Here is a 20,394-nt window from a genome sequence, read left to right as displayed (position 1 = left end):
TTTATAATCTACCTTCTGAATTTATGAGGACTCCTTTTACATCATACACAATAGCATTGTCTTTTTTCAGGGCATTGAAATTTAGGTTTTTAAATTCCTCATGGGCAACTCCAAGAACCACAGCATCAAACTTTGTAGAAGATAGTTTTTGTGAGCTTTCAACGCCATATTCGTGTTTAACTTCTTCTGGATTCGCCCAAGGATCGAAAATAGTTACTTTCACACCGAAATCTTCCAAAGCAGCAATCACATCCACAATTTTCGTATTGCGAACATCAGGACAATTTTCTTTAAAAGTAATTCCTAACATCAATACTTCTGCTCCATTCACATTGATGTTCTTTTTAATCATTGCCTTTACTACTTGTTCTGCTACATATTTACCCATAGAATCGTTCAATCTTCTTCCTGCTAAAATAATCTCAGGATGATAGCCATATTCTTGTGCCTTTTGAGCCAAGTAGAATGGGTCAACACCAATGCAATGTCCGCCAACTAACCCCGGTTTGAAAGGTAAAAAGTTCCACTTTGTACCAGCAGCAGCCAAAACAGCGTGTGTGTCAATATCCATTAAATTGAATATTTTAGCCAATTCATTAACAAAAGCAATATTGATATCACGTTGTGAATTTTCAATCACTTTAGCCGCCTCAGCCACTTTTATGGTCGGAGCCAAATGAGTACCTGCTGTAATTACCGATTTGTAAATATCGTCTACGATTCTCCCTATTTCTGGAGTAGAACCCGAGGTTACTTTCAAAATCTTTTCTACTGTATGTTCCTTGTCTCCTGGGTTGATTCTCTCAGGAGAATAACCCGCGAAGAAATCTACATTGAATTTCATTCCTGAAGTTTTTTCTACTACTGGGATACAGTCTTCTTCAGTAGCTCCTGGATATACAGTTGATTCATATACTACAATGTCTCCTTTTTTCAGGACTTTTCCTACTGTTTCACTCGCTTTTACTAGTGGGGTTAAAACAGGTCGGTTATTTTTGTCAACAGGTGTAGGAACTGTGATTATGTAAATATTTGCGTCTTTGATATCGTTTAATTCAGCAGAACATAGAAGTCCATTGGTATTGCTGTTGAAAGGGTTCTCTTTTACCAATGCGGATTGAAGCAACTCATCAGAAACTTCTAGAGTATCATCGTGTCCTCCCTTAAGTTTTTCAACTCTTTCTTTATTGATGTCAAAACCAACTACTGGATATTTTGTAGCAAAAAGCCTTGCTAAAGGCAATCCAACATAACCTAAACCGATAACAGCTATTTTGTGTTTCATTTTCTTACTTTTATTAATGAATTTTAAGTTTCTTTATTTGAATTATTTTAAATTTTTCCAATACCAATCTACCGCTTCTTTTAGTCCCTCAGCGAATTTATGAGTAGGTTGATATCCTAAGTTTTTTTGTGCTTTTTCTATAGAGGCTAATGAGTGAGGTACGTCACCTAACCTATTAGGACCATTTAGAATTTCTACTTCTGCAATTTTTGGATCATACTTAGCAAGAAATGTTCTCAATAATTCAGCCATATCCTTAATTGTAGTTCTATCTCCTACTGCTGTGTTATATACTTGGTTTACAGCGTTAGTATTTTCTGAAATCATTGCCAGAAGATTCATCTGAATTACATTGTCAATGTAAGTAAAATCACGGGAATAGGTGCCGTCTCCATTAATTGTTGGTGACTGGTGATTCATTAACTGAATAACAAATTTTGGAATTACTGCAGCATAAGCTCCATTTGGGTCCTGTCTTCTTCCAAAGACATTAAAATATCTAAGTCCAATTGTGTCAAAATTATAAGTACGCTTGAACACATCAGCATATAGCTCATTTACATATTTAGTAATGGCGTAAGGAGAAAGTGGTTTGCCTATTACATCCTCTACTTTAGGTAACGATTTAGAATCTCCGTAAGTCGAGGAACTTGCTGCGTAAACTAAACGTTTTACTCCAGCATCTCTTGCTGCCACAAGCATATTAAGAAAGCCTCCCACATTTACATCATTACTTGTGATTGGGTCGTTGATAGAACGGGGTACTGAACCTAAGGCTGCCTGATGCAATACGAATTCTTGTCTTTCACAGGCTTTTTTGCAAGTTTCTAAATCACGAATGTCACCTTCAATTAGAGTGAAGTTCTTGTTTGATAGAAATGGTTCAATGTTGTGTCTGTGACCTGTAGCAAAGTTGTCTAAAACAGTTACCACAGCACCTAATTCCAAGAGCTTTTCGGAAAGATTAGAACCAATGAAGCCAGCTCCACCAGTTACCAATATTTTTTTATTAATTAGTTGTTTAAAAAACATATACTTTCAAGGAATGATTCATAATTGACAACGCAAATTTATATATTTTTTTTTAAAAGACGAAATTTTTCTATATATTAACGTTTTAATAACTTAATTTCGTGGTTTTGATTTTTTTTTGTTTGATGATTTCCAGTGCGTTGTATTAAAAAATTGTTTTACTTTATAGGACGGACTGAATCTGATGCTGAACTGATTACCCAGCGATTTGATTTGATTTTTTTTAGTTTAATAAAGGTTCCGTAAGGTAGCTCAATACCACTAAACTTTTCGGTACCCCAATTTTGAATATGCATCTTCTCAAGATTATTTATTCTTCCAAATATCAATTCTAGAGAGGACTTATTACTAGAGTTATTTGTATAGTAAAATTCTGCATCTGAAATAGGAACACTCTTATCTAAGTATATTTTTGGATTTTCGGTGCCTCCCGTGTAATTGGCAACCATGCCATCGAATGTGTTCGATGTTATGTTTTCCGATTGAATTTCTGGTATTTCACTTACATCACTGAAATTTAGAGAGAACGTTGAATGTATATCTGTTTGTTCTTTTGTGTTATAGAATCCTTTTTCATACCCTTTGAGTGAGATGTTATGTACTTTTACATTTTTCATGTCGTTTGTAAAATTGTTGGAGGAAATGTTGAAAATAGCAACAGAATTAAGTCCAATTCCATGAGTTGTTTCTATTTTTGGGTTTGTTATCGTTATGTTTTTTGTTCCCTCTCTCTTAATGGACAATTGCTCCGAACAATGAAAGACAATGGGGGCTTTATCAACTGAGTTTTGTGGGTATTCAACGCAATTAATAAACTTGGGATCAATGATTTCACTTTGAAAAAAATCTGATTGATGATTTCGAAAGTAGAGAGCGACACCTTTTGAATTATAGAATACGGGTCTATGAACTTTGATTAATCCTCTAACATGATTGCTATGTGGTGTTATGAAAAGCATGTTATTTTCAAAAATTGGATCGAAAATTTCAATGTCAAAGATAGAGTCTACAAGTTTATTTTGAGTAGGATTAAGGGTGGTACTTGCTCTAGTTGTTAGACAGAATCCTACCATATGAGATCCTTTACTTTTATTTCCATTATTTCTGAAAATTGGATTGTAGAGACGTAGCCCTATTACGCTTTCTCCATTCCAATTAGGTTCTATGTCTACTCCATAACCAGGTGAAGTTCCTCCAGTTTTTTCAACAACAAGGTTGTGAATTTTTATGTCCCTACCTGATATGATTGATATTCCTTGTCTTCTATTGTCTGATAAGTATATGTTTTTAATTGTAATGTTATTGCAGTTTTTCATGTAGACACCATCTCCCCACATTTTAACAACCCGTGCATTTTTTATCACAACGTTGCTGCAGTCACTAACGTTTATTCCATGTCCCCATTCTCCAGTGTTGCCTAGATGATTGTACTTGTCACCCTCAATATTTGGATTAATGAGAGTGATATTGCTTCTTGCTCTCAGAGTTATTACAGAGTATACATCAAGATTGTTGGGTTTTACCTTTATTTTTGCATTTGGTTCAAATGTAATAATGCATCCATTTTTTGGTTTAACTCCTTGATAGTGACTAGTTAAGTCAATTTCATATATGCCATCTTTTATCAGAACATTAGAGTATGTGTTTACAATACTTTGAAAAAACTCCCTGAAATCTCCTGTTATATTTTTAGGGGTAATTATGAAGTCATATTCCTCGTTATTATCATTTTCGTCAAGCTTTTTGTGTTTTTCATTAGTGTGTTCAAGGATGTCCTCGAAAGTACAAGAACTTCCTCCAAAAATCACAATGGGTATAATCCCTAAAAATAAGAGTGAGGTAATAATTTTTTTTTTCATTTGCTATTTATTTAGATTTTAAAAAATTAATTTGCGGGACAAAAATATACAAAACTATTTAATAAACAAAATGTATGACATATTCCATTTATGGAGATGAAGCTCAATAGCTTAGTGAGTTACTTAAATATAACCTCTATAACCTCGTACTTTATTTTATTTCTATGTTCTCTCTCATTTAAATCTTTCTTTGTATTTTAGCCCCTAAAAAAGAAAAAATGGATGTTCAATTTAATATCAATGAAGATTTTAATAAACTTGAGCTGAGTGAATTACGTCGAAGATTAGCCAAAGTAAAGGAAGGCGGGGGTAAGAAACGTCTTGAAAAATTACATAGCCAAGGTAAGCTTTCTGCTCGTGAGCGCATTGAATATCTTTTAGATAAAGACAAAGAATATATCGAAATTGGAGCGTTTGCAGGTGAAGAAATGTATCCCGAACACGGCGGCTGTCCATCGGCTGGTGTGGTTGTGGTAGTTGGCTATGTATCAGGTAAACAATGTGTTGTAGTAGCGAATGATGCTGCTGTAAAGGCAGGAGCTTGGTTTCCTATCACGGGAAAGAAAAACCTTCGTGCTCAGGAAATTGCTATTGAAAACCGCTTGCCTATCATCTATTTGGTGGATAGTGCGGGAGTGTATCTGCCAATGCAAGATGAAATTTTTCCCGACAAGGAACATTTTGGGCGAATTTTCCGTAACAATGCGATAATGAGCAGTATGGGTATCACGCAAATCGCAGCCGTTATGGGAAGTTGCGTTGCAGGTGGAGCGTATTTGCCCATTATGAGCGATGAAGCTCTAATTGTAGATAAAACAGGAAGTATCTTTCTGGCAGGAAGTTATTTGGTAAAGGCAGCTATTGGGGAAGATATTGATAATGAAACGCTTGGTGGAGCTACTACGCATTGTGAAATCAGTGGAGTGACCGATTTTAAAGCCAAAGATGACAAAGATGCATTGGACAGAATCAAGCGAACGATGGCAAAAATCGGTGCTTATGAAAAAGCAGGGTTCAATCGTGTTGAAGCTCAAAAACCACTGAAAAATCCGCAGGAAATTTATGGTATTTTGCCTAAATCACGAGCAGAACAGTTTGATATGATGGAAATTATTCTTCGTCTGGTAGATAATTCTGAATTTGATGAATACAAGGCAGGTTACGGACAAACACTTATCACGGGATATGCTCGAATTGATGGTTGGGCAGTGGGAATTGTCGCTAATCAGCGTAAAGTGGTGAAAACCAAAAAAGGTGAAATGCAATTCGGTGGAGTAATTTATTCTGATAGTGCCGATAAAGCCACCCGATTCATAGCTAATTGTAATCAAAAGAAAATTCCTTTGGTGTTTCTACAAGATGTTACGGGCTTTATGGTGGGTTCGAAATCTGAACATGGCGGTATCATTAAAGATGGAGCGAAAATGGTAAATGCAGTGGCAAATTCAGTGGTGCCTAAATTCACGATTGTTGTTGGAAATTCCTATGGTGCGGGAAATTATGCGATGTGCGGAAAGGCATACGACCCGCGTTTAATTGTTTCGTGGCATAGTGGAAATATTGCTGTGATGGGAGGAAATCAAGCTGCCAAAGTTTTGTTACAAATTGAAACCGCTTCACTCAAAAACAAAGGTCAGGAAATTAGTAAGGAGCAAGAACAGGCGTTGTACGATAAGATAAAATCAAAATATGATGAGCAGATTTCACCATACTATGCTGCCGCCCGATTGTGGACAGATGCTATTATTGACCCGCTCGAAACCCGCAAATGGATTTCAATCGGTATTGAGGCTGCTAATCACGCTCCCATCGAAAAATCATTTAATTTGGGGATTTTACAAGTGTAATAATTAATTTTTTAAATATTTAATATGATGAATATAAAGAAAATATTTTTAGGAATTCTTTTTTTGGTGTCTGTGTCTCTATATTCACAGGATGTTTCAAAATCATTGAAGGTAGGAGATAAAGCTATTGATTTTACTTTGAAAAATGCTAAAGGAGAGGAAGTTACGTTGTATTCGCTTCTTGAGAAAGGAAATGTAGTAATAACTTGGTATAGAGGTGGTTGGTGTCCCTATTGTAATGTTGCTCTAAGTCAGTTGCAAGAGAAATTACCAGAGTTTAAGTCGTTGAATACTAATTTGGTAGCTCTTACGCCTGAATTGCCAGACCATAGTCTCTCCACTCAAGAAAAAAATAATCTTGAATTTGAAGTACTTACTGATATTAATAATCAAATTGCTCGAAAGTATGGTGTTGTTTTTAAGTTAGATGATACAACGGCAAAGCGTTACGAACAAGTCTTACAGTTGAGTAGCCGAAATGGAACCAATTCTTCTGAATTACCCGTTCCTGCTACCTATATAATTGATAAAAAAGGGAATATACGTTATGCTTTTGTAAATCCTGATTATAAAGTACGTGTAAATCCAGAAGAAGTGATTGAGGAACTCAAGAAAATTCGTTAGGAAGTTTTGACTACGAAAATTAAGGAAAATTAAAGTGTTAAAAAAATCAAAAGTTGATAAATTTGTTAAGTCTAATTTTTTCTTTTTATAGAAAAATTGTAAATTGACTGAGAATCATTGAAATTAACTTTGTAAATGCTGTAAAATGTCTTTTATTTAGAACTTATATAAATTAACTTTAAAAGAAATAAGTTTTTTTGTATATTCCTAAGATGTTCTATTTTTGTCACTTGAATAAATCAGTTTATCAGAACGTTCAATTAGGAAATAGTAGATAACATATTTTAATATGAAAAAGGTTAAAAACCATAAATTTTTGAATATCAGTATTTTTAGCTTTTTGCTGATGTTGTTATTTTCAACTTCAGTTTTAGCTCAGGAAGATGTGGTTCAGGGTGATCCTGTAAAAGGAGAAACCTTATTTAAAACCAACTGTATGGCTTGTCACCAGTTGGATAAACGCACAATTGGTCCTGCTTTAGGAGGTGTAACAGATAGAAGAACTAACGAGTGGCTTCATAAATGGATTAACAACAGTGCGGCGTTAATCGCTTCAGGTGACGCTGACGCAAAAGCCATATTCGAGGAATTTAATCAGGTTCCGATGGCTCCTTATGAAGGAATTCTTTCACATCAGGATATAGAGGATATTTTAGCTTATACTGCAAATCCTCCTGCAGTGCAGGAAGTTGTTGAAGAGGAAGTTCCGCAAGTTGTTGTTGAGAATCCTGAAGTGGCGAAAGAAAAATCGGTTACATATGTTACTGCTATTATAGGAATAACAGTGCTTTTAATAGCATTGTTCGTGATTTTGTTTGTTCTGGGGAATGCATCAAGAATTATTGCGAATGGGGACATTTCAGCTGAAGAGTTTGCAAAACGTAAAGAAGGGCTTCTTTCAAAAGCATTCGCAGATAATCCATTTTTGGTTGTAATGACTGTGTTGGTGCTTTTGTTTGGTTCAACGTATGCTATCTTTGGTTATTTGATGCAAATCGATGTAAATCAAGGGTATGAGCCAATTCAGCCAATACACTATTCACACAAGATTCACGCTGGTGATAATCAAATTGATTGTAAGTTCTGCCACTCTGCTGCACGTGTATCAAAAACGGCAGGTATTCCTTCGTTAAATGTTTGTATGAATTGTCACGAAACAATTTCAGAATATAAAGGAGCTGAAGATTTAGCAAATGGCTATACACGTGAATTTTACACCAATGAAATTAAAAAGTTGTATGAAGCTGTGGGGTGGGACGAGAAAACATTTACTTACACAGGAAAAACTAAACCAGTTCGTTGGGTTCGAATTCATAACTTGCCTGATTTTGCGTATTTCAATCACTCACAACACGTTAACGTAGCAGGACTTGAATGCCAAACTTGTCACGGAAAGGTGGAAGAAATGGAAATCGTTCATCAACACGCTCCATTAACAATGGGCTGGTGTGTGGATTGTCACAGAAAAACAGAGGTTAATACCGAGAATGGATATTACCAAAATTACAAGGAGGTTCACGCTGAACTTGCTAAAAAACTTAATGTGGAGAAACTTACTATCGCTCAGTTAGGAGGTTTAGAATGTGGTAAGTGTCACTACTAATTCAATTATTATTAAAGAGTTAAATTTCAGATTATAACTATGGCATCAAACAAAAAGTACTGGAAAAGTGTAGAAGAACTTAATGAAAATTCAGTCTTAGATACACTGAAACAGAATGAGTTTGTGGAAGAAATTCCTGTTGATGAGTTTTTAGGTGATAAGGCAATTTTAGAGTCGTCATCAACTTCGCGTCGTGATTTCTTAAAATATGTAGGTTTTACTACAGCTGCTGCTACCTTAGCTGCTTGTGAGGGACCTGTACATAAGGCAGTTCCTTATGTGGTTCTACCTGAGCAAATTCGTCCGGGAGTAGCTGATTATTATGCAACTACCATAGCTGATGGGTTTGATTTTGCAAGTATTTTGGTTAAAACCCGTGAAGGACGTCCTATTCTGATTGAACATAATCGTGAGGCAAAATCACATTGTGATGCCAATGCAAGGGTAATAGCTTCTGTTTTAAGCTTGTATGATAATTTACGAGTTAAAAATCCTATTGCTAAGGGTGGAAATTCTATCTCTTGGTCAAATTTAGATGCTGAAGCAATAAAAGCTTTCGAAAAAGCTACACAGAATGGAAAACAAGTTGTTGTTCTGAGCCATACTTTGGCGAGTCCTTCCACATATAAACTGATAGAAAATCTTAAAGAAAAATATCCAACATTAAAATTAGTTGAATATGATGCCATCTCAGAGGGGGCCACACTAAATGCTTTTGCTAAAAAGTACAATACTCGTGCAATGGCTGATTATGATTTTGCTAAAGCTGATGTAATTGTTTCATTTGGGGCAGATTTTATTGCTGATTGGCAAGGAGGAGGTTTCGAAAGTGGGTATGCCAAAGGACGTATTCCTGTGAAAGGAAAAATGTCACGACATATTCAGTTTGAAGCAAATATGACCTTATCAGGTGCTAATGCCGACAAACGTGTCCCTGTCACGCCATCGCAACAAAAGGTAGCTTTAGCTAAATTTTATGGGTACTTAATGGGTACTTCTGTCGCAGGAAATCTGCCAGAGAACGTAGAAGAAGCAGTTAAAAAAGCAGCACTTCAGGTTAAAAAGGCTGGGACAAAAGCCGTGGTAGTTACTGGAATTCAAGATGAAGATGCACAGTTGTTAGTTTTGGAGATAAATGACAAATTAGGAAGTGAAGCCTTTAATCCTCAGTCTCCTATATTAACAAGAAAAGGAAACTTAGCAGAGTTAAAGCAGTTAGTTTCTGATATGAATGCTGGAAATGTAGGAGCATTAGTTATCAATAACGTTAATCCGTTATATACTTTTCCTAATGCTTCCGAGTTTGCAAAAGCTTTAGAAAAAGTAGAATTTTCAGTTTCTTTTTCAATGAAAGCTGATGAAACCGCTATCAAAACAAATTATATAGCTGCCACTCCACATTACTTGGAATCTTGGGGTGATGTAGAGTTGAAGAAAGGATATTATGCACTGACACAGCCAACAATTCGTCCGTTATTTGACACTCGTCAGTTACAAGAAGCTTTGTTGAAATGGTCAGGCTCGGATAAAACATACTATGATTTCGTAAAAGAATACTGGACAGCAAATATCTTGGGTTCAGCAAAATGGAATCAGGCTTTACACGATGGTGCTTTTGCAATTGCTACTGAAGGAGAATCTCTTTCTAAAAATGAAGTATCTGTTAGTGAGTTAATAACAAACTTAGCTAAATCTGAATCCAAAGGGTTTGAACTCACTTTGTATACAAAAGTAGGAATGGGAGATGGACAACAAGCCAATAATCCTTGGTTACAAGAGCTTCCAGACCCAATAACAAGAACCACTTGGGATAATTACGTAACAATGTCAGCAGCTGATGCTAAGCAATTGGGTGTTAAAAACTGGCACGTAGCGACAGGAGCATTAGACGGGAATTATGTTAAAATCACTGCAAACGGAGTTAGTTTAACAGCCCCTGTATTAATCCAACCAGGTCAAGCTAAAGGTTCGTTAGGGTTAGCTTTCGGTTATGGTAGAGTAGAGGGTATGAAGAAAGAAATGCAGGTAGGTGTGAATGCTTATCCGCTTTATCATAACTTCAATAACGTACAGAAAGTTGAAGATATTACAAAAGTAGATGGCACGCACGAATTTGCTTGTATTCAGCTACATAATACTCTGATGGGACGTGGAGATATCCTCAAAGAAACTACTTTAGAGGAGTTTAACACTAAACCGGCTGAGGAGTGGAATAAAAAGCCAGTAGTTTCATTGGATCATAAAGAAGTTCTGGCTTCAAGTATCTCCCTTTGGGAGTCTTTTGATCGCTCGTCAGGGCATCATTTCAATCTTTCAATTGATTTGAATGCTTGTACGGGTTGTGGAGCTTGTGTAATTGCTTGTCACGCAGAGAACAATGTGCCTGTAGTAGGTAAAGAAGAGGTAAGACGTTCGAGAGATATGCATTGGTTGCGAATTGACCGATATTATTCTTCTGATGAAACTTTCGCAGGTGATCTTAACACAAAAAACAATATTAAAGGGTTGGGAGCTGCACTTTCTACCTATGGAGAAATGGAGATAGCTTCAGAAAATCCTCAAGTTGCTTTCCAACCAGTGATGTGCCAACATTGTAATCACGCTCCTTGCGAGACAGTTTGCCCTGTTGCTGCAACGTCTCACGGTCGTCAAGGACAAAATCATATGGCTTACAATCGTTGTGTAGGAACTCGTTATTGTGCCAATAACTGTCCGTACAAAGTTCGTCGTTTTAACTGGTTCTTGTACAATAACAATGATGAGTTTGATTTCCATATGAATAACGATTTAGGAAGAATGGTATTGAATCCTGATGTTGTAGTTCGTTCACGTGGGGTAATGGAAAAATGCTCGTTCTGTATCCAACAAACACAAGCGGTTATTCTTAAAGCTAAAAATGAGGGACGTGCAGTTCGTGAAGGGGAGTTTAATAATGCGTGTGCTTGTTCGGCAGCTTGTGGAACTGGAGCAATGGTTTTTGGTGACATTAATGAGAAAAACAGCGAAATAGCTAAATTAGTTGCTGATGACAGAGCTTATCATTTGTTAGAACATATAGGGACAAGACCTAATGTGGTTTATCAAGTAAAAGTAAGAAATACAGCAGAAATTTAATTTTGATGAGTAAATATATTTTAATATACGTTTTATCTTTTTTATTAGTTTCTTGTGGAGGAACTAAGTCTCCTGAATTGAAGCGTCTGAAAGCAAAAGAGGAAATATTAAAACTTAACACAGAGCTAAATAGCCTAAAGATAGAACTTGAGAAAAGTCGTATAGAAAACGAGGGCTTGAAGTCTGATGTTGATAGAGTTAATAACAGAGCGGATAAGAAAACATCTGATTTTACATCTGCTGAGGCGGGTTCGTCATCAGCTAAAGATGCAAAACAAGCTCGTCGAGCTTTGAAAAGAGCAGAAAAGGCGAATCGTAATTTGGCGAAAAGTAATAAGAAAATGCAGAAGATTCAACGAAAAATTGAAAAAGTTCAACGAAAAATCGATGGGCTTAATAAGCAGATTGAGTTTGTTGATAATAAGGAAGAAAAGTAGTTGTTTTTGCCTAATAGATAATATTTTCTGAAAAAATCAAGTAAAAAGTTTAATTTTTTAATATTTAATAATAAGTATGGCATCGCATTACGAAGCACCTATACGAAAACCCTTGGTAACGGGCGATAAAACTTATCACGATGTAACTGTTGATATTGCTCGTCCTGTGGAAGGTAAGGCAAATAAGATGTGGTGGATAGTTTTTTCCATTTCTTTGGTCGCTTTCCTTTGGGGCTTGGGTAGTATGATTTACACAGTATCAGTAGGTATTGGTACTTGGGGATTGAATAAAACAGTTGGTTGGGCTTGGGATATCACAAACTTTGTATGGTGGGTAGGTATCGGTCACGCTGGGACGTTAATTTCTGCAGTACTACTTTTATTCAGACAAAAGTGGAGAATGGCGATTAACCGTTCGGCTGAGGCTATGACAATTTTCTCAGTAGTACAAGCAGGTTTGTTTCCAATCATACATATGGGGCGTCCTTGGTTGGGATATTGGGTTATGCCTATTCCAAATCAGTTTGGGTCGTTATGGGTAAACTTTAACTCTCCACTGTTATGGGACGTATTTGCAATTTCAACATATCTCTCAGTGTCTTTGGTATTCTGGTGGACAGGGTTATTGCCTGATTTTGCAATGCTTCGTGACCGTGCTGTAAAGCCTTTCCAAAAGAAAATATACAGTTTGGTTAGTTTTGGCTGGAGTGGTCGTGCTAAAGATTGGCAACGTTTTGAGGAAGTATCGTTGGTACTTGCAGGTTTAGCTACCCCACTAGTACTTTCTGTACACACTATCGTATCATTTGACTTTGCTACATCAGTAATTCCAGGTTGGCATACTACTATTTTCCCGCCTTACTTTGTTGCTGGGGCTATTTTTTCAGGGTTTGCGATGGTAAATACGCTCCTTATCATTATGAGAAAGGTTTGTAATTTCGAGGATTATATAACTATCCAGCACATTGAGCTTATGAACATTGTGATTATGATTACAGGATCGATAGTTGGCTGTGCTTACATAACAGAATTATTTGTTGCGTGGTACTCGGGGGTTGAGTATGAGCAATATGCGTTCTTGAATCGTGCTACTGGTCCGTACGCTTGGGCATATTGGATGATGATGACGTGTAACGTGTTTTCACCACAATTTATGTGGATAAAAAAGGCACGTAGAAGTATAATGTTCTCTTTCATTATTTCATTGGTGGTGAATGTAGGTATGTGGTTCGAACGTTTTGTAATTATTGTGACTTCTTTGCATAGAGATTACTTACCTTCATCTTGGACAATGTTTTCACCAACTTTTGTAGATATTGGTATTTACATTGGGACAATTGGTTTCTTCTTTGTGTTGTTCTTGTTGTATGCTCGTACGTTCCCTGTAATTGCACAGGCGGAAGTAAAATCAATCTTGAAATCATCAGGAGAGAAATATAAAAAATTAAGAGATAATAATTCTAACCACAACCACAATGAGTAATAAAGTAATACAAGCATTATACAATGATGATGATGTTCTAATGAATGCCGTGAAAAAAGTTAGAGCTGAAAATCATCATATTGCAGAAATTTACACACCTTTTCCTGTTCACGGTTTGGATAAGGCTATGGGGTTGAAGCCTACCAGGATTGCCATTGCATCATTTATTTATGGCTGTATAGGACTAACAGTGGCAGCTTTGATGGTTAATTTTATTATGATTGAGGATTGGCCGCAAGATATTGGAGGTAAACCAAGTATGACGTTCTTGCAAAATATGCCAGCGTTCGTTCCTGTGATGTTTGAAATGACTGTCTTTTTTGCAGCTCACTTAATGGTAATTACTTTCTATTTGAGAAGTAAGTTGTGGCCATTTAAAGAGGCAGAAAATCCAGATGTAAGGACAACAGATGATCATTTTTTAATGGAAGTTGCTGTAACAGAAAATAGTATAGGAGATGTAACAACACTTTTGAAAGAAACAGGAGCTGTTGAAATTAAAATAGCAGAAAAATAGGGGATATGAAAAATATAGTGAAAATAGCTTTATTCAGCAGTGTATCTTTACTTTTAGTATCTTGCTTTAACAGACGTGAGCCGAACTATCAGTTTATGCCTAATATGTATGAAAGTGTTGGTTATGAAACATATCAGGAATCAGTAGCTTTTAAGGATAGTATGCAAGCTCAACTACCTGCACAAGGAAGTATTAAACGTGGTTGGATGCCTTATGATTATCCTGATACACCAGCAGGTTTGCTTCTTGCCAAGGAGGAGTTAAAAAATCCTTTGTTAGCCGATTCGCTTAACATAACCTCAAATACAGAGGCAGGTAAGGCTTTATATGATATTTATTGTGCTGTTTGCCACGGTGCAGAAGGAAACGGAAAAGGTATTTTGGTAGAAAGAGGAAAATTCGCAGGAGTACCAAGTTACGGAGATAAAAATCGTGTTATTACACAAGGGGGTACTTATCACGTGATTTATTATGGGCTTAATGCAATGGGGTCTTATGCTTCGCAAATCAACGAGAAAGAACGTTGGCAGGTAGCTCTTTATGTTGAGAAATTGCGTAACGAGTTAGTAAAATAATTTCCTAAAAAGAAAGATATTAGATTATGTACACATTTTCAAATAAATTAAAAATCACCTCTATCATTCTTATGGTTGTAGGAATTATAGGAGTTGTAGTAGGTTTCTTGACAGTTCCACATACAGCCGAAGATGAACATATTTTACATATGTTGCACAACAAGCCTTGGGCTGCAGTATATGTTGCTGCTCTTTTCTTTATGCTTATCTCTTTAGGAGTGTTGGCTTTTTACGCTATAAACAGAGCTGCTCAGGCGGGTTGGTCGCCAGTTCTTTTCCGTGTTATGGAAGCAATTACAGCTTACTTATTCCCAGGTGTATTAATAGTTTTTACTTTGTTGGTACTTTCAGGAATGCATCTGAATCATCTTTTTGTTTGGATGGATGAAAGTGTTGTGGCTCACGATGCTCTACTACAAGGAAAACAAGGATACTTAAATGTTCCTTTCTTTTTGGCACGTGCTGCATTTTATATGTTAGGCTGGGTACTGTATCGCCATTTTTCAAGAAAGTTGTCCATAGCGCAAGATACAGCTACTGACGATAGAAATTTTGTGAAGAATTTCAAACTATCTGCAGGATTTTTAGTATTCTTCTTGGTAACAGAGTCAATGATGTCTTGGGATTGGATTATGAGTGTTGATCCGCACTGGTTCAGTACGTTGTTTGGATGGTACGTGTTTGCAAGTTTCTTTGTGTCAGCTATAACTGTAATTGCGATGATTACGATTTATTTAAAAAGCAGAGGATACTTAGAATACGTAAATAGCAGTCACTTGCACGATTTAGCCAAATTTATGTTTGGACTTTCGATTTTCTGGACATATTTATGGTTCTCTCAATTTTTATTGATTTGGTATTCGGATATTTCGGAAGAAACTGTTTACTATGTTGCTCGTATTAGAGATTATAAAGAAATATTTTTCGGAATGTTAGCTTTTAATTTCGTGTTGCCTTTGTTGTTACTGATTAACACAGATTATAAACGAATTGGCTGGTTGGTGTTTACAGCAGGAGTTTTAATATTGGTAGGACATTATATTGATTTCTATATTATGGTTATGCCTGCAACAGTAGGCGACCAATGGAGCATAGGAATTACCGAAATTTCGGCGGTGTTGTTCTTTTTAGGGCTTTTTATCTTCGTGGTGTTTACATCTTTGACAAAAGCTCCTTTATTGGCGAAACGTCATCCACTAATTGAAGAAAGTAAACATTTTCATTATTAATCAAATTAATAATGATGAATTATAAAAAATAAAGCCATAGAATTATACTATGGCTTTTGTTTTTTATGTTTATTTTTTCTTTATGAAAGCAATCAGTAAAAGAATCCAACCTAGCATTAAAAGTAAGCCTCCAAAAGGAGTTATGAGTGCAAATAATGAAATATCAATAGAAGTGATACTTTTTGTAGCTAATAAGTAGATAGAACCAGAGAAAAACAACACTCCTAATACTGTTACTATGAAAGCTGATTTCTTTAGTTTGCTTGATATTCCTTCAATTGAGGCTAAAAACAATAAAAACAAGGCGTGATACATCTGATAACGAACTCCCACTTCAAAACTAACAAGAGCCTCTTGTGAAAGATGCTTTTTTAGTGAATGTGCTCCGAATGCTCCTAAAATGATAGAAGTTACTCCTAACAAAAGTGCAGTAATAATAATTTTCTTTTTCATTTGTACTTTATATAACTGGTTATAGGGCAAATCTACGTTATTTTTTTATATTTGTTAGATTCTTTTACAGGAAATTCTTTTTTTGTGTAAAACAAAACATATTTCTGTTTTCTTTTGAGATTTACTGAAGAAAATTTAACTTTGCGAAGCATTTTCTAAAATCTGGAGTAAGAAACATTCTGTTTGATTGTAGATGTCAAGTTTTTAAATAAAAAGATTTTGATTTTCTTTTAAGGAAAGACTTTTTAATGATTTTACATATTCATAAATTGTATTTTCCGACTGAAAATGTTATAATCACTATAAAATTAGCTTGATTATCTCATAAAAACATTTATTTTAAACAAAATCGTTCTATGCAAATATTCAAGTTTGGTGGGGCATCTGTAAAAGATGCTGAAGGTGTAAAAAATATAGCAAACATATTGCAAAAGGTTGGTTATTCCAATACGCTGATTGTAATTTCGGCAATGGGAAAAACAACAAATGCTTTGGAAGTAGTTGTACATAATTATTTCAAAGAAAAAGAAAAAATCAAAGAAAGTATTGATTTTGTTAAAGAATTCCATCATAAAATTCTTCAAGGATTGTTTCCTGATGAAAAACATTCGATTTTTTCAAAAATAGATAACTTATTTAACGAATTAACTTCTTTTTTAGAAAGAAATAAATCTCCCAAACATAGTTTTGTATATGACCAAGTAGTTAGTTTTGGAGAATTAATCTCTACTACGATTGTCAGTCAGTATTTGAATGATTGTGGTGTTAAAAATACGTGGCTCGATGTGCGAAACTTAATAAAAACCGATAGTAATTATCGTGATGCAGGAATTAATTGGGAAGAAACGCAAAAGAACATCGTTAGCAATGTTAATAAATCACTTTTGAACATTACGCAAGGTTTTTTGGGGAGTGATTCCAATTTTTTTACTACAACCTTAGGAAGAGAAGGCTCGGATTATACAGCAGCTATTTTTGCTTATTGTTTAGATGCTGAAAGTGTAACTATTTGGAAAGACGTTCCTGGTGTACTTAATGCAGACCCTCGTTACTTTGAAAAAACCGAATTATTGCATAAAATTCCATATAAAGAAGCCATTGAACTTGCTTTTTACGGAGCTTCTGTAATTCACCCCAAAACATTGCAACCTTTGCAAAAAAAGGAGATTCCGTTGTTTGTAAAGTCATTTATTAATCCTCAAGCTCAGGGAACTGCCGTTTGCAACGTTGCAGAGCTTGAACCTAAGGTACCTTGTTTCATTTTAAAGAAACAACAAGTTGTAATTTCACTTTCGTCACTTGATTTTTCATTTATTGTGGAAGATAACATCAGTTATATTTTCAAATTGCTTTCTGATGCTAAAATGAAAGTTAGTATGATTCAGAATTCAGCTATTAGTTTTTCTGTTTGTGTTGATAATAAATTCGATACACTTTCTGATTTGGTGGAGAAATTGAAGGAAAAATTCAAAGTTTCAGTGTTTGAAAACGTAGATTTATATACAATTCGTCACGCTGATGAAGCTTCTGTTCAAAAAATTCAAGAAAATAAGGAAGTTTTATTAAAACAAGTCCTTCAAAATACTGTTCAGATAGTAGTTTTGTAGCAGAATTTAAAAAATAAATACCTATTTCAATTTTAAAGTTGATAACAGATGAAAGAACGTTTTGAAGAACATATCTGTCAGAATTTTAATCTTAAAGATAAAAGAATTTTGGTTGCTATCAGTGGGGGAGTGGATAGTATGGTACTTGCAACGTTGTTTTATCAGTTAAATTATGATATTGTTTTAGCACATTGTAATTTTCAGTTAAGGGGTGAAGAAAGTGACCAAGATGAGGTTTTTGTAAGAAATTTTGGCGAAAATTTAGCTGTAAAAACTATTGTTAAGCGTTTTGATACGTCACAATTTTCTGCTGAAAGTAAATTAAATACGCAACTATCTGCCCGAAAGTTGCGATATGATTGGTTTTACGAAATAGCCTCTGAAAATCAGTGTGATTATATAGCTACAGCGCATCACGCTGATGATAATCTCGAAACGTTCATTATAAATCTTTCCAGAGGAAGCGGACTTGATGGACTATTAGGAATTCCGCAAAAAAATGGAAAAATTATTCGTCCGATGCTTCTTTTTTCGCGTGAAGAGATTTTAGAATTTGCAAAACAAAATTCTATTCATTGGAGAGAAGATAGCTCCAATCAAACTGAAAAATATGTCAGAAACAAGATTCGACATACAATTATTCCCGTTCTGAAAGAAATTCACCCCACTTTTTTGGAAAATTTTAAAGAAACGCAACATTATCTTTCACAATCATCACAATTTATAGAAGAAAATATCCAAAAAATTAAAGAACAATGTTTTGAGGAACGAGAATATCAAACTATTATTCGTCTTGAACCTCTTAGAAATGTATCTGATATTGATTTTGTACTTCACAAACTTTTTTATCCATACAATTTCAGAAATATTCCAGATTTAAAGAAAATGTTATATGCTGAAAGCGGAAAACAACTATTTTCGCCTACACATAACCTTATTAGCAGTCGTGATTATCTTGTTTTGATGAAAACATCTCCTAAAAATAAAGAATTAGAAGATGAAGGTATCATTTTTTTAGTCAGTGAAAATCATTTTGATAGAAAAGATACGATAAAATTAAGTATTTCTGATATGAGAAGTTATCTTTCACTGGAAATGACTATCCTAAAGCGAGATATAAATCATTTTTTTGATTTAGAACAACTCAAAAACGAAAATAATGAAGTTGCGTACTTTGATTATGATACATTGCAATTTCCATTGATGTTCCGGCATAAAAAAGAGGGAGATTTTTTCTATCCAATAGGAATGCAACAAAAAAAGAAACTTAGCAAGTTTTACATTGATGAAAAATATTCACTTTTTGATAAAGACCAACAATGGTTACTTTGTTCGCAAGAAAATATTGCTTGGGTAATTGGCAAACGGATGGATAATCGTTTTAAAGTTACAAACAAAACACAACGTATCTTAAAAGTATCAATTTTGTGAATTTAATGCTTGAAAAATGAATTTTCCTCCTCAAATTATTAAAAAACTGAATGAAAGAGCAGAAAATAATGCTTTACGAACTCTGAAAAATAATCAATTTGAGTTTGATTTCTATTCCAATGATTATATTGGTTTTTCTTCCTCAATTAACATTCAAAATGAAGTAAAAAACATTTTATCAACTACAAAATTACAGCACGGAGCAACAGGTTCTCGATTAATATCAGGAAATTTCCCACTTTTTGAAATTGCTGAAAATGAGATAAAAACTTTTCATAATTCGGAGAGTGCATTGCTTTTTAATTCAGGATATGATGCTAATGTAGGTTTTTTTTCGTCCGTTCCACAACGAGGAGATATAATTTTATATGATAATTACATTCACGCTTCTATTCGCGATGGAATTTCATTAAGTTTAGCACAATCTTTTAAGTTTAAACATAATAACTTGGAAGATTTGGAAAAATTATTGAAGAAATTTTCCAGTACAATACATTCTATCTTCATAGTTACAGAATCTGTTTTTTCAATGGACGGAGATTCTCCTGATTTACGTCAAATGACCAAATTGGCAGAACAATATAATGCTTTTTTAGTTGTTGATGAAGCTCACGCATTAGGTGTTTTTGGTTTTCAAGGTTGTGGATTGGTTCAGCAATTAGCTTTGGAAGAAAAAGTATTTGCCCGAATTGTTACTTATGGAAAAGCATTGGGTTGTCACGGAGCTTCTGTTTTAGGGAAGGATATTCTGAAGAAATATTTGATAAATTTTGCTCGTTCATTTATTTATACTACGGCAATGTCTCCGCATAGTGTTGCAACAATAATTGCAGCGTATGGAGAGCTTAAAACTACGAATAATATCAAAAAATTACATCAAAATATATCTTTTTTTAGAGATATTCTAAAAAAATCAGATAAAGAAAATGTTTTGAATACTGATATAGATGATAAGAAAGTAAAAACTGAAAAAAAACTAAAAAATTATTCATTTATTGAGTCAGAATCTTCTATACAAGCAGTGATTTTATCTGGAAATGATTTTGTAAAACAAATAGCTCAAAAATTTCAAGAAAAAGGCTTTGGAGTGATACCAATTCTTTCTCCTACAGTTCCTAAAGGACAAGAACGATTGAGAATTTGTTTACATAGCTTTAATTCAGAAAAAGAAATAAAAGAATTACTCAATTTTTCATTTTGAAATTATAAGTAACCTTACTTTTCTGAAAAATAATATTTATTTTTATTTTTATGATGTATGAAAAGTAAATTTAGATATATAAATTTTAAATATATAT

At 34.6% G+C, this 20,394-nt stretch carries 16 protein-coding genes; 12 read left to right on the top strand and 4 right to left on the bottom strand.

The annotated features are described in order from the left end of the window. Position 1: 1 nt before the first annotated feature. The 3 genes from YW9_RS0103695 to YW9_RS13020 all read right to left on the bottom strand — a co-directional run bounded on the left by YW9_RS0103695 (position 2) and on the right by YW9_RS13020 (position 4,176). Positions 2 to 1,285 carry a nucleotide sugar dehydrogenase gene (locus YW9_RS0103695; protein WP_018278839.1) on the bottom strand — a complete coding sequence of 428 codons (1,284 nt, stop codon included), beginning with the start codon at positions 1,283 to 1,285 and terminating at the stop codon, positions 2 to 4. A gap of 42 nt (positions 1,286 to 1,327) precedes the next feature. Beyond that, on the bottom strand, positions 1,328 to 2,317 hold the full coding sequence (locus tag YW9_RS0103690; RefSeq protein ID WP_018278838.1) for an SDR family oxidoreductase: 990 nt from the start codon (positions 2,315 to 2,317) through the stop codon (positions 1,328 to 1,330). 158 nt (positions 2,318 to 2,475) lie between these two features. Beyond that, the gene (locus tag YW9_RS13020) at positions 2,476 to 4,176 is read right to left on the bottom strand and encodes a right-handed parallel beta-helix repeat-containing protein (RefSeq protein WP_018278837.1); all 1,701 of its coding nucleotides are present in this window, start codon (positions 4,174 to 4,176) and stop codon (positions 2,476 to 2,478) included. Between the two features lie 218 nt (positions 4,177 to 4,394). Here YW9_RS13020 and YW9_RS0103680 point away from each other — a divergent pair, with 218 nt between their 5' ends. The 9 genes from YW9_RS0103680 (at position 4,395) to YW9_RS0103640 (ending at position 15,605) form a co-directional block, all read left to right on the top strand. Continuing rightward, positions 4,395 to 6,023, top strand: coding sequence for an acyl-CoA carboxylase subunit beta (locus YW9_RS0103680; RefSeq protein ID WP_018278836.1), 1,629 nt, complete (start codon positions 4,395 to 4,397; stop codon positions 6,021 to 6,023). A 24-nt stretch (positions 6,024 to 6,047) separates the two neighbouring features. Further along, positions 6,048 to 6,647 carry a peroxiredoxin-like family protein gene (locus YW9_RS0103675; RefSeq protein ID WP_231555488.1) on the top strand — a complete coding sequence of 200 codons (600 nt, stop codon included), beginning with the start codon at positions 6,048 to 6,050 and terminating at the stop codon, positions 6,645 to 6,647. Positions 6,648 to 6,936: 289 nt separating this feature from the next. Beyond that, positions 6,937 to 8,250 (top strand): c-type cytochrome, encoded by a 1,314-nt coding sequence (locus tag YW9_RS0103670; protein WP_026193786.1) that lies wholly within the window; start codon positions 6,937 to 6,939, stop codon positions 8,248 to 8,250. 39 nt (positions 8,251 to 8,289) lie between these two features. Beyond that, positions 8,290 to 11,364 carry a TAT-variant-translocated molybdopterin oxidoreductase gene (locus tag YW9_RS0103665; protein WP_018278833.1) on the top strand — a complete coding sequence of 1,025 codons (3,075 nt, stop codon included), beginning with the start codon at positions 8,290 to 8,292 and terminating at the stop codon, positions 11,362 to 11,364. A gap of 5 nt (positions 11,365 to 11,369) precedes the next feature. Continuing rightward, complete coding sequence (locus YW9_RS0103660) at positions 11,370 to 11,801, top strand: hypothetical protein (RefSeq protein WP_018278832.1); 432 nt, start codon at positions 11,370 to 11,372, stop codon at positions 11,799 to 11,801. 76 nt (positions 11,802 to 11,877) lie between these two features. Next, positions 11,878 to 13,284: an NrfD/PsrC family molybdoenzyme membrane anchor subunit gene (gene nrfD, locus YW9_RS0103655; RefSeq protein WP_018278831.1), complete on the top strand. Its 1,407-nt coding sequence runs from the start codon at positions 11,878 to 11,880 to the stop codon at positions 13,282 to 13,284. Continuing rightward, positions 13,277 to 13,801, top strand: a complete 525-nt coding sequence (locus tag YW9_RS0103650; protein ID WP_018278830.1) for a DUF3341 domain-containing protein — start codon at positions 13,277 to 13,279, stop codon at positions 13,799 to 13,801. Before nrfD ends, YW9_RS0103650 begins: the two co-directional genes overlap by 8 nt. A gap of 5 nt (positions 13,802 to 13,806) precedes the next feature. Then, positions 13,807 to 14,376: a c-type cytochrome gene (locus YW9_RS0103645; protein ID WP_026193785.1), complete on the top strand. Its 570-nt coding sequence runs from the start codon at positions 13,807 to 13,809 to the stop codon at positions 14,374 to 14,376. A 26-nt stretch (positions 14,377 to 14,402) separates the two neighbouring features. Continuing rightward, positions 14,403 to 15,605, top strand: a complete 1,203-nt coding sequence (locus tag YW9_RS0103640; RefSeq protein WP_026193784.1) for a hypothetical protein — start codon at positions 14,403 to 14,405, stop codon at positions 15,603 to 15,605. Positions 15,606 to 15,674: 69 nt separating this feature from the next. On the opposite strand, the gene YW9_RS0103635 is transcribed toward YW9_RS0103640, so the two are convergent. Further along, the gene (locus YW9_RS0103635; RefSeq protein ID WP_018278827.1) at positions 15,675 to 16,058 is read right to left on the bottom strand and encodes a DUF423 domain-containing protein; all 384 of its coding nucleotides are present in this window, start codon (positions 16,056 to 16,058) and stop codon (positions 15,675 to 15,677) included. 356 nt (positions 16,059 to 16,414) lie between these two features. On the opposite strand from YW9_RS0103635, the gene YW9_RS0103625 reads away from it, so the two are divergent. From YW9_RS0103625 to YW9_RS0103615, 3 genes are read left to right on the top strand one after another with little or no spacing between them, the layout of a single operon-like run. Beyond that, positions 16,415 to 17,665 (top strand): aspartate kinase, encoded by a 1,251-nt coding sequence (locus YW9_RS0103625; protein ID WP_018278825.1) that lies wholly within the window; start codon positions 16,415 to 16,417, stop codon positions 17,663 to 17,665. 48 nt (positions 17,666 to 17,713) lie between these two features. Further along, the gene (gene tilS, locus YW9_RS0103620; protein ID WP_018278824.1) at positions 17,714 to 19,096 is read left to right on the top strand and encodes a tRNA lysidine(34) synthetase TilS; all 1,383 of its coding nucleotides are present in this window, start codon (positions 17,714 to 17,716) and stop codon (positions 19,094 to 19,096) included. Positions 19,097 to 19,112: 16 nt separating this feature from the next. Further along, the gene (locus YW9_RS0103615; RefSeq protein WP_018278823.1) at positions 19,113 to 20,297 is read left to right on the top strand and encodes an aminotransferase class I/II-fold pyridoxal phosphate-dependent enzyme; all 1,185 of its coding nucleotides are present in this window, start codon (positions 19,113 to 19,115) and stop codon (positions 20,295 to 20,297) included. Positions 20,298 to 20,394 lie beyond the last annotated feature (97 nt).

The organism is Capnocytophaga cynodegmi DSM 19736 (genome assembly GCF_000379185.1).
GTDB lineage: Bacteria > Bacteroidota > Bacteroidia > Flavobacteriales > Flavobacteriaceae > Capnocytophaga > Capnocytophaga cynodegmi.
This window is presented reverse-complemented; position numbering and strand designations above follow the sequence as displayed.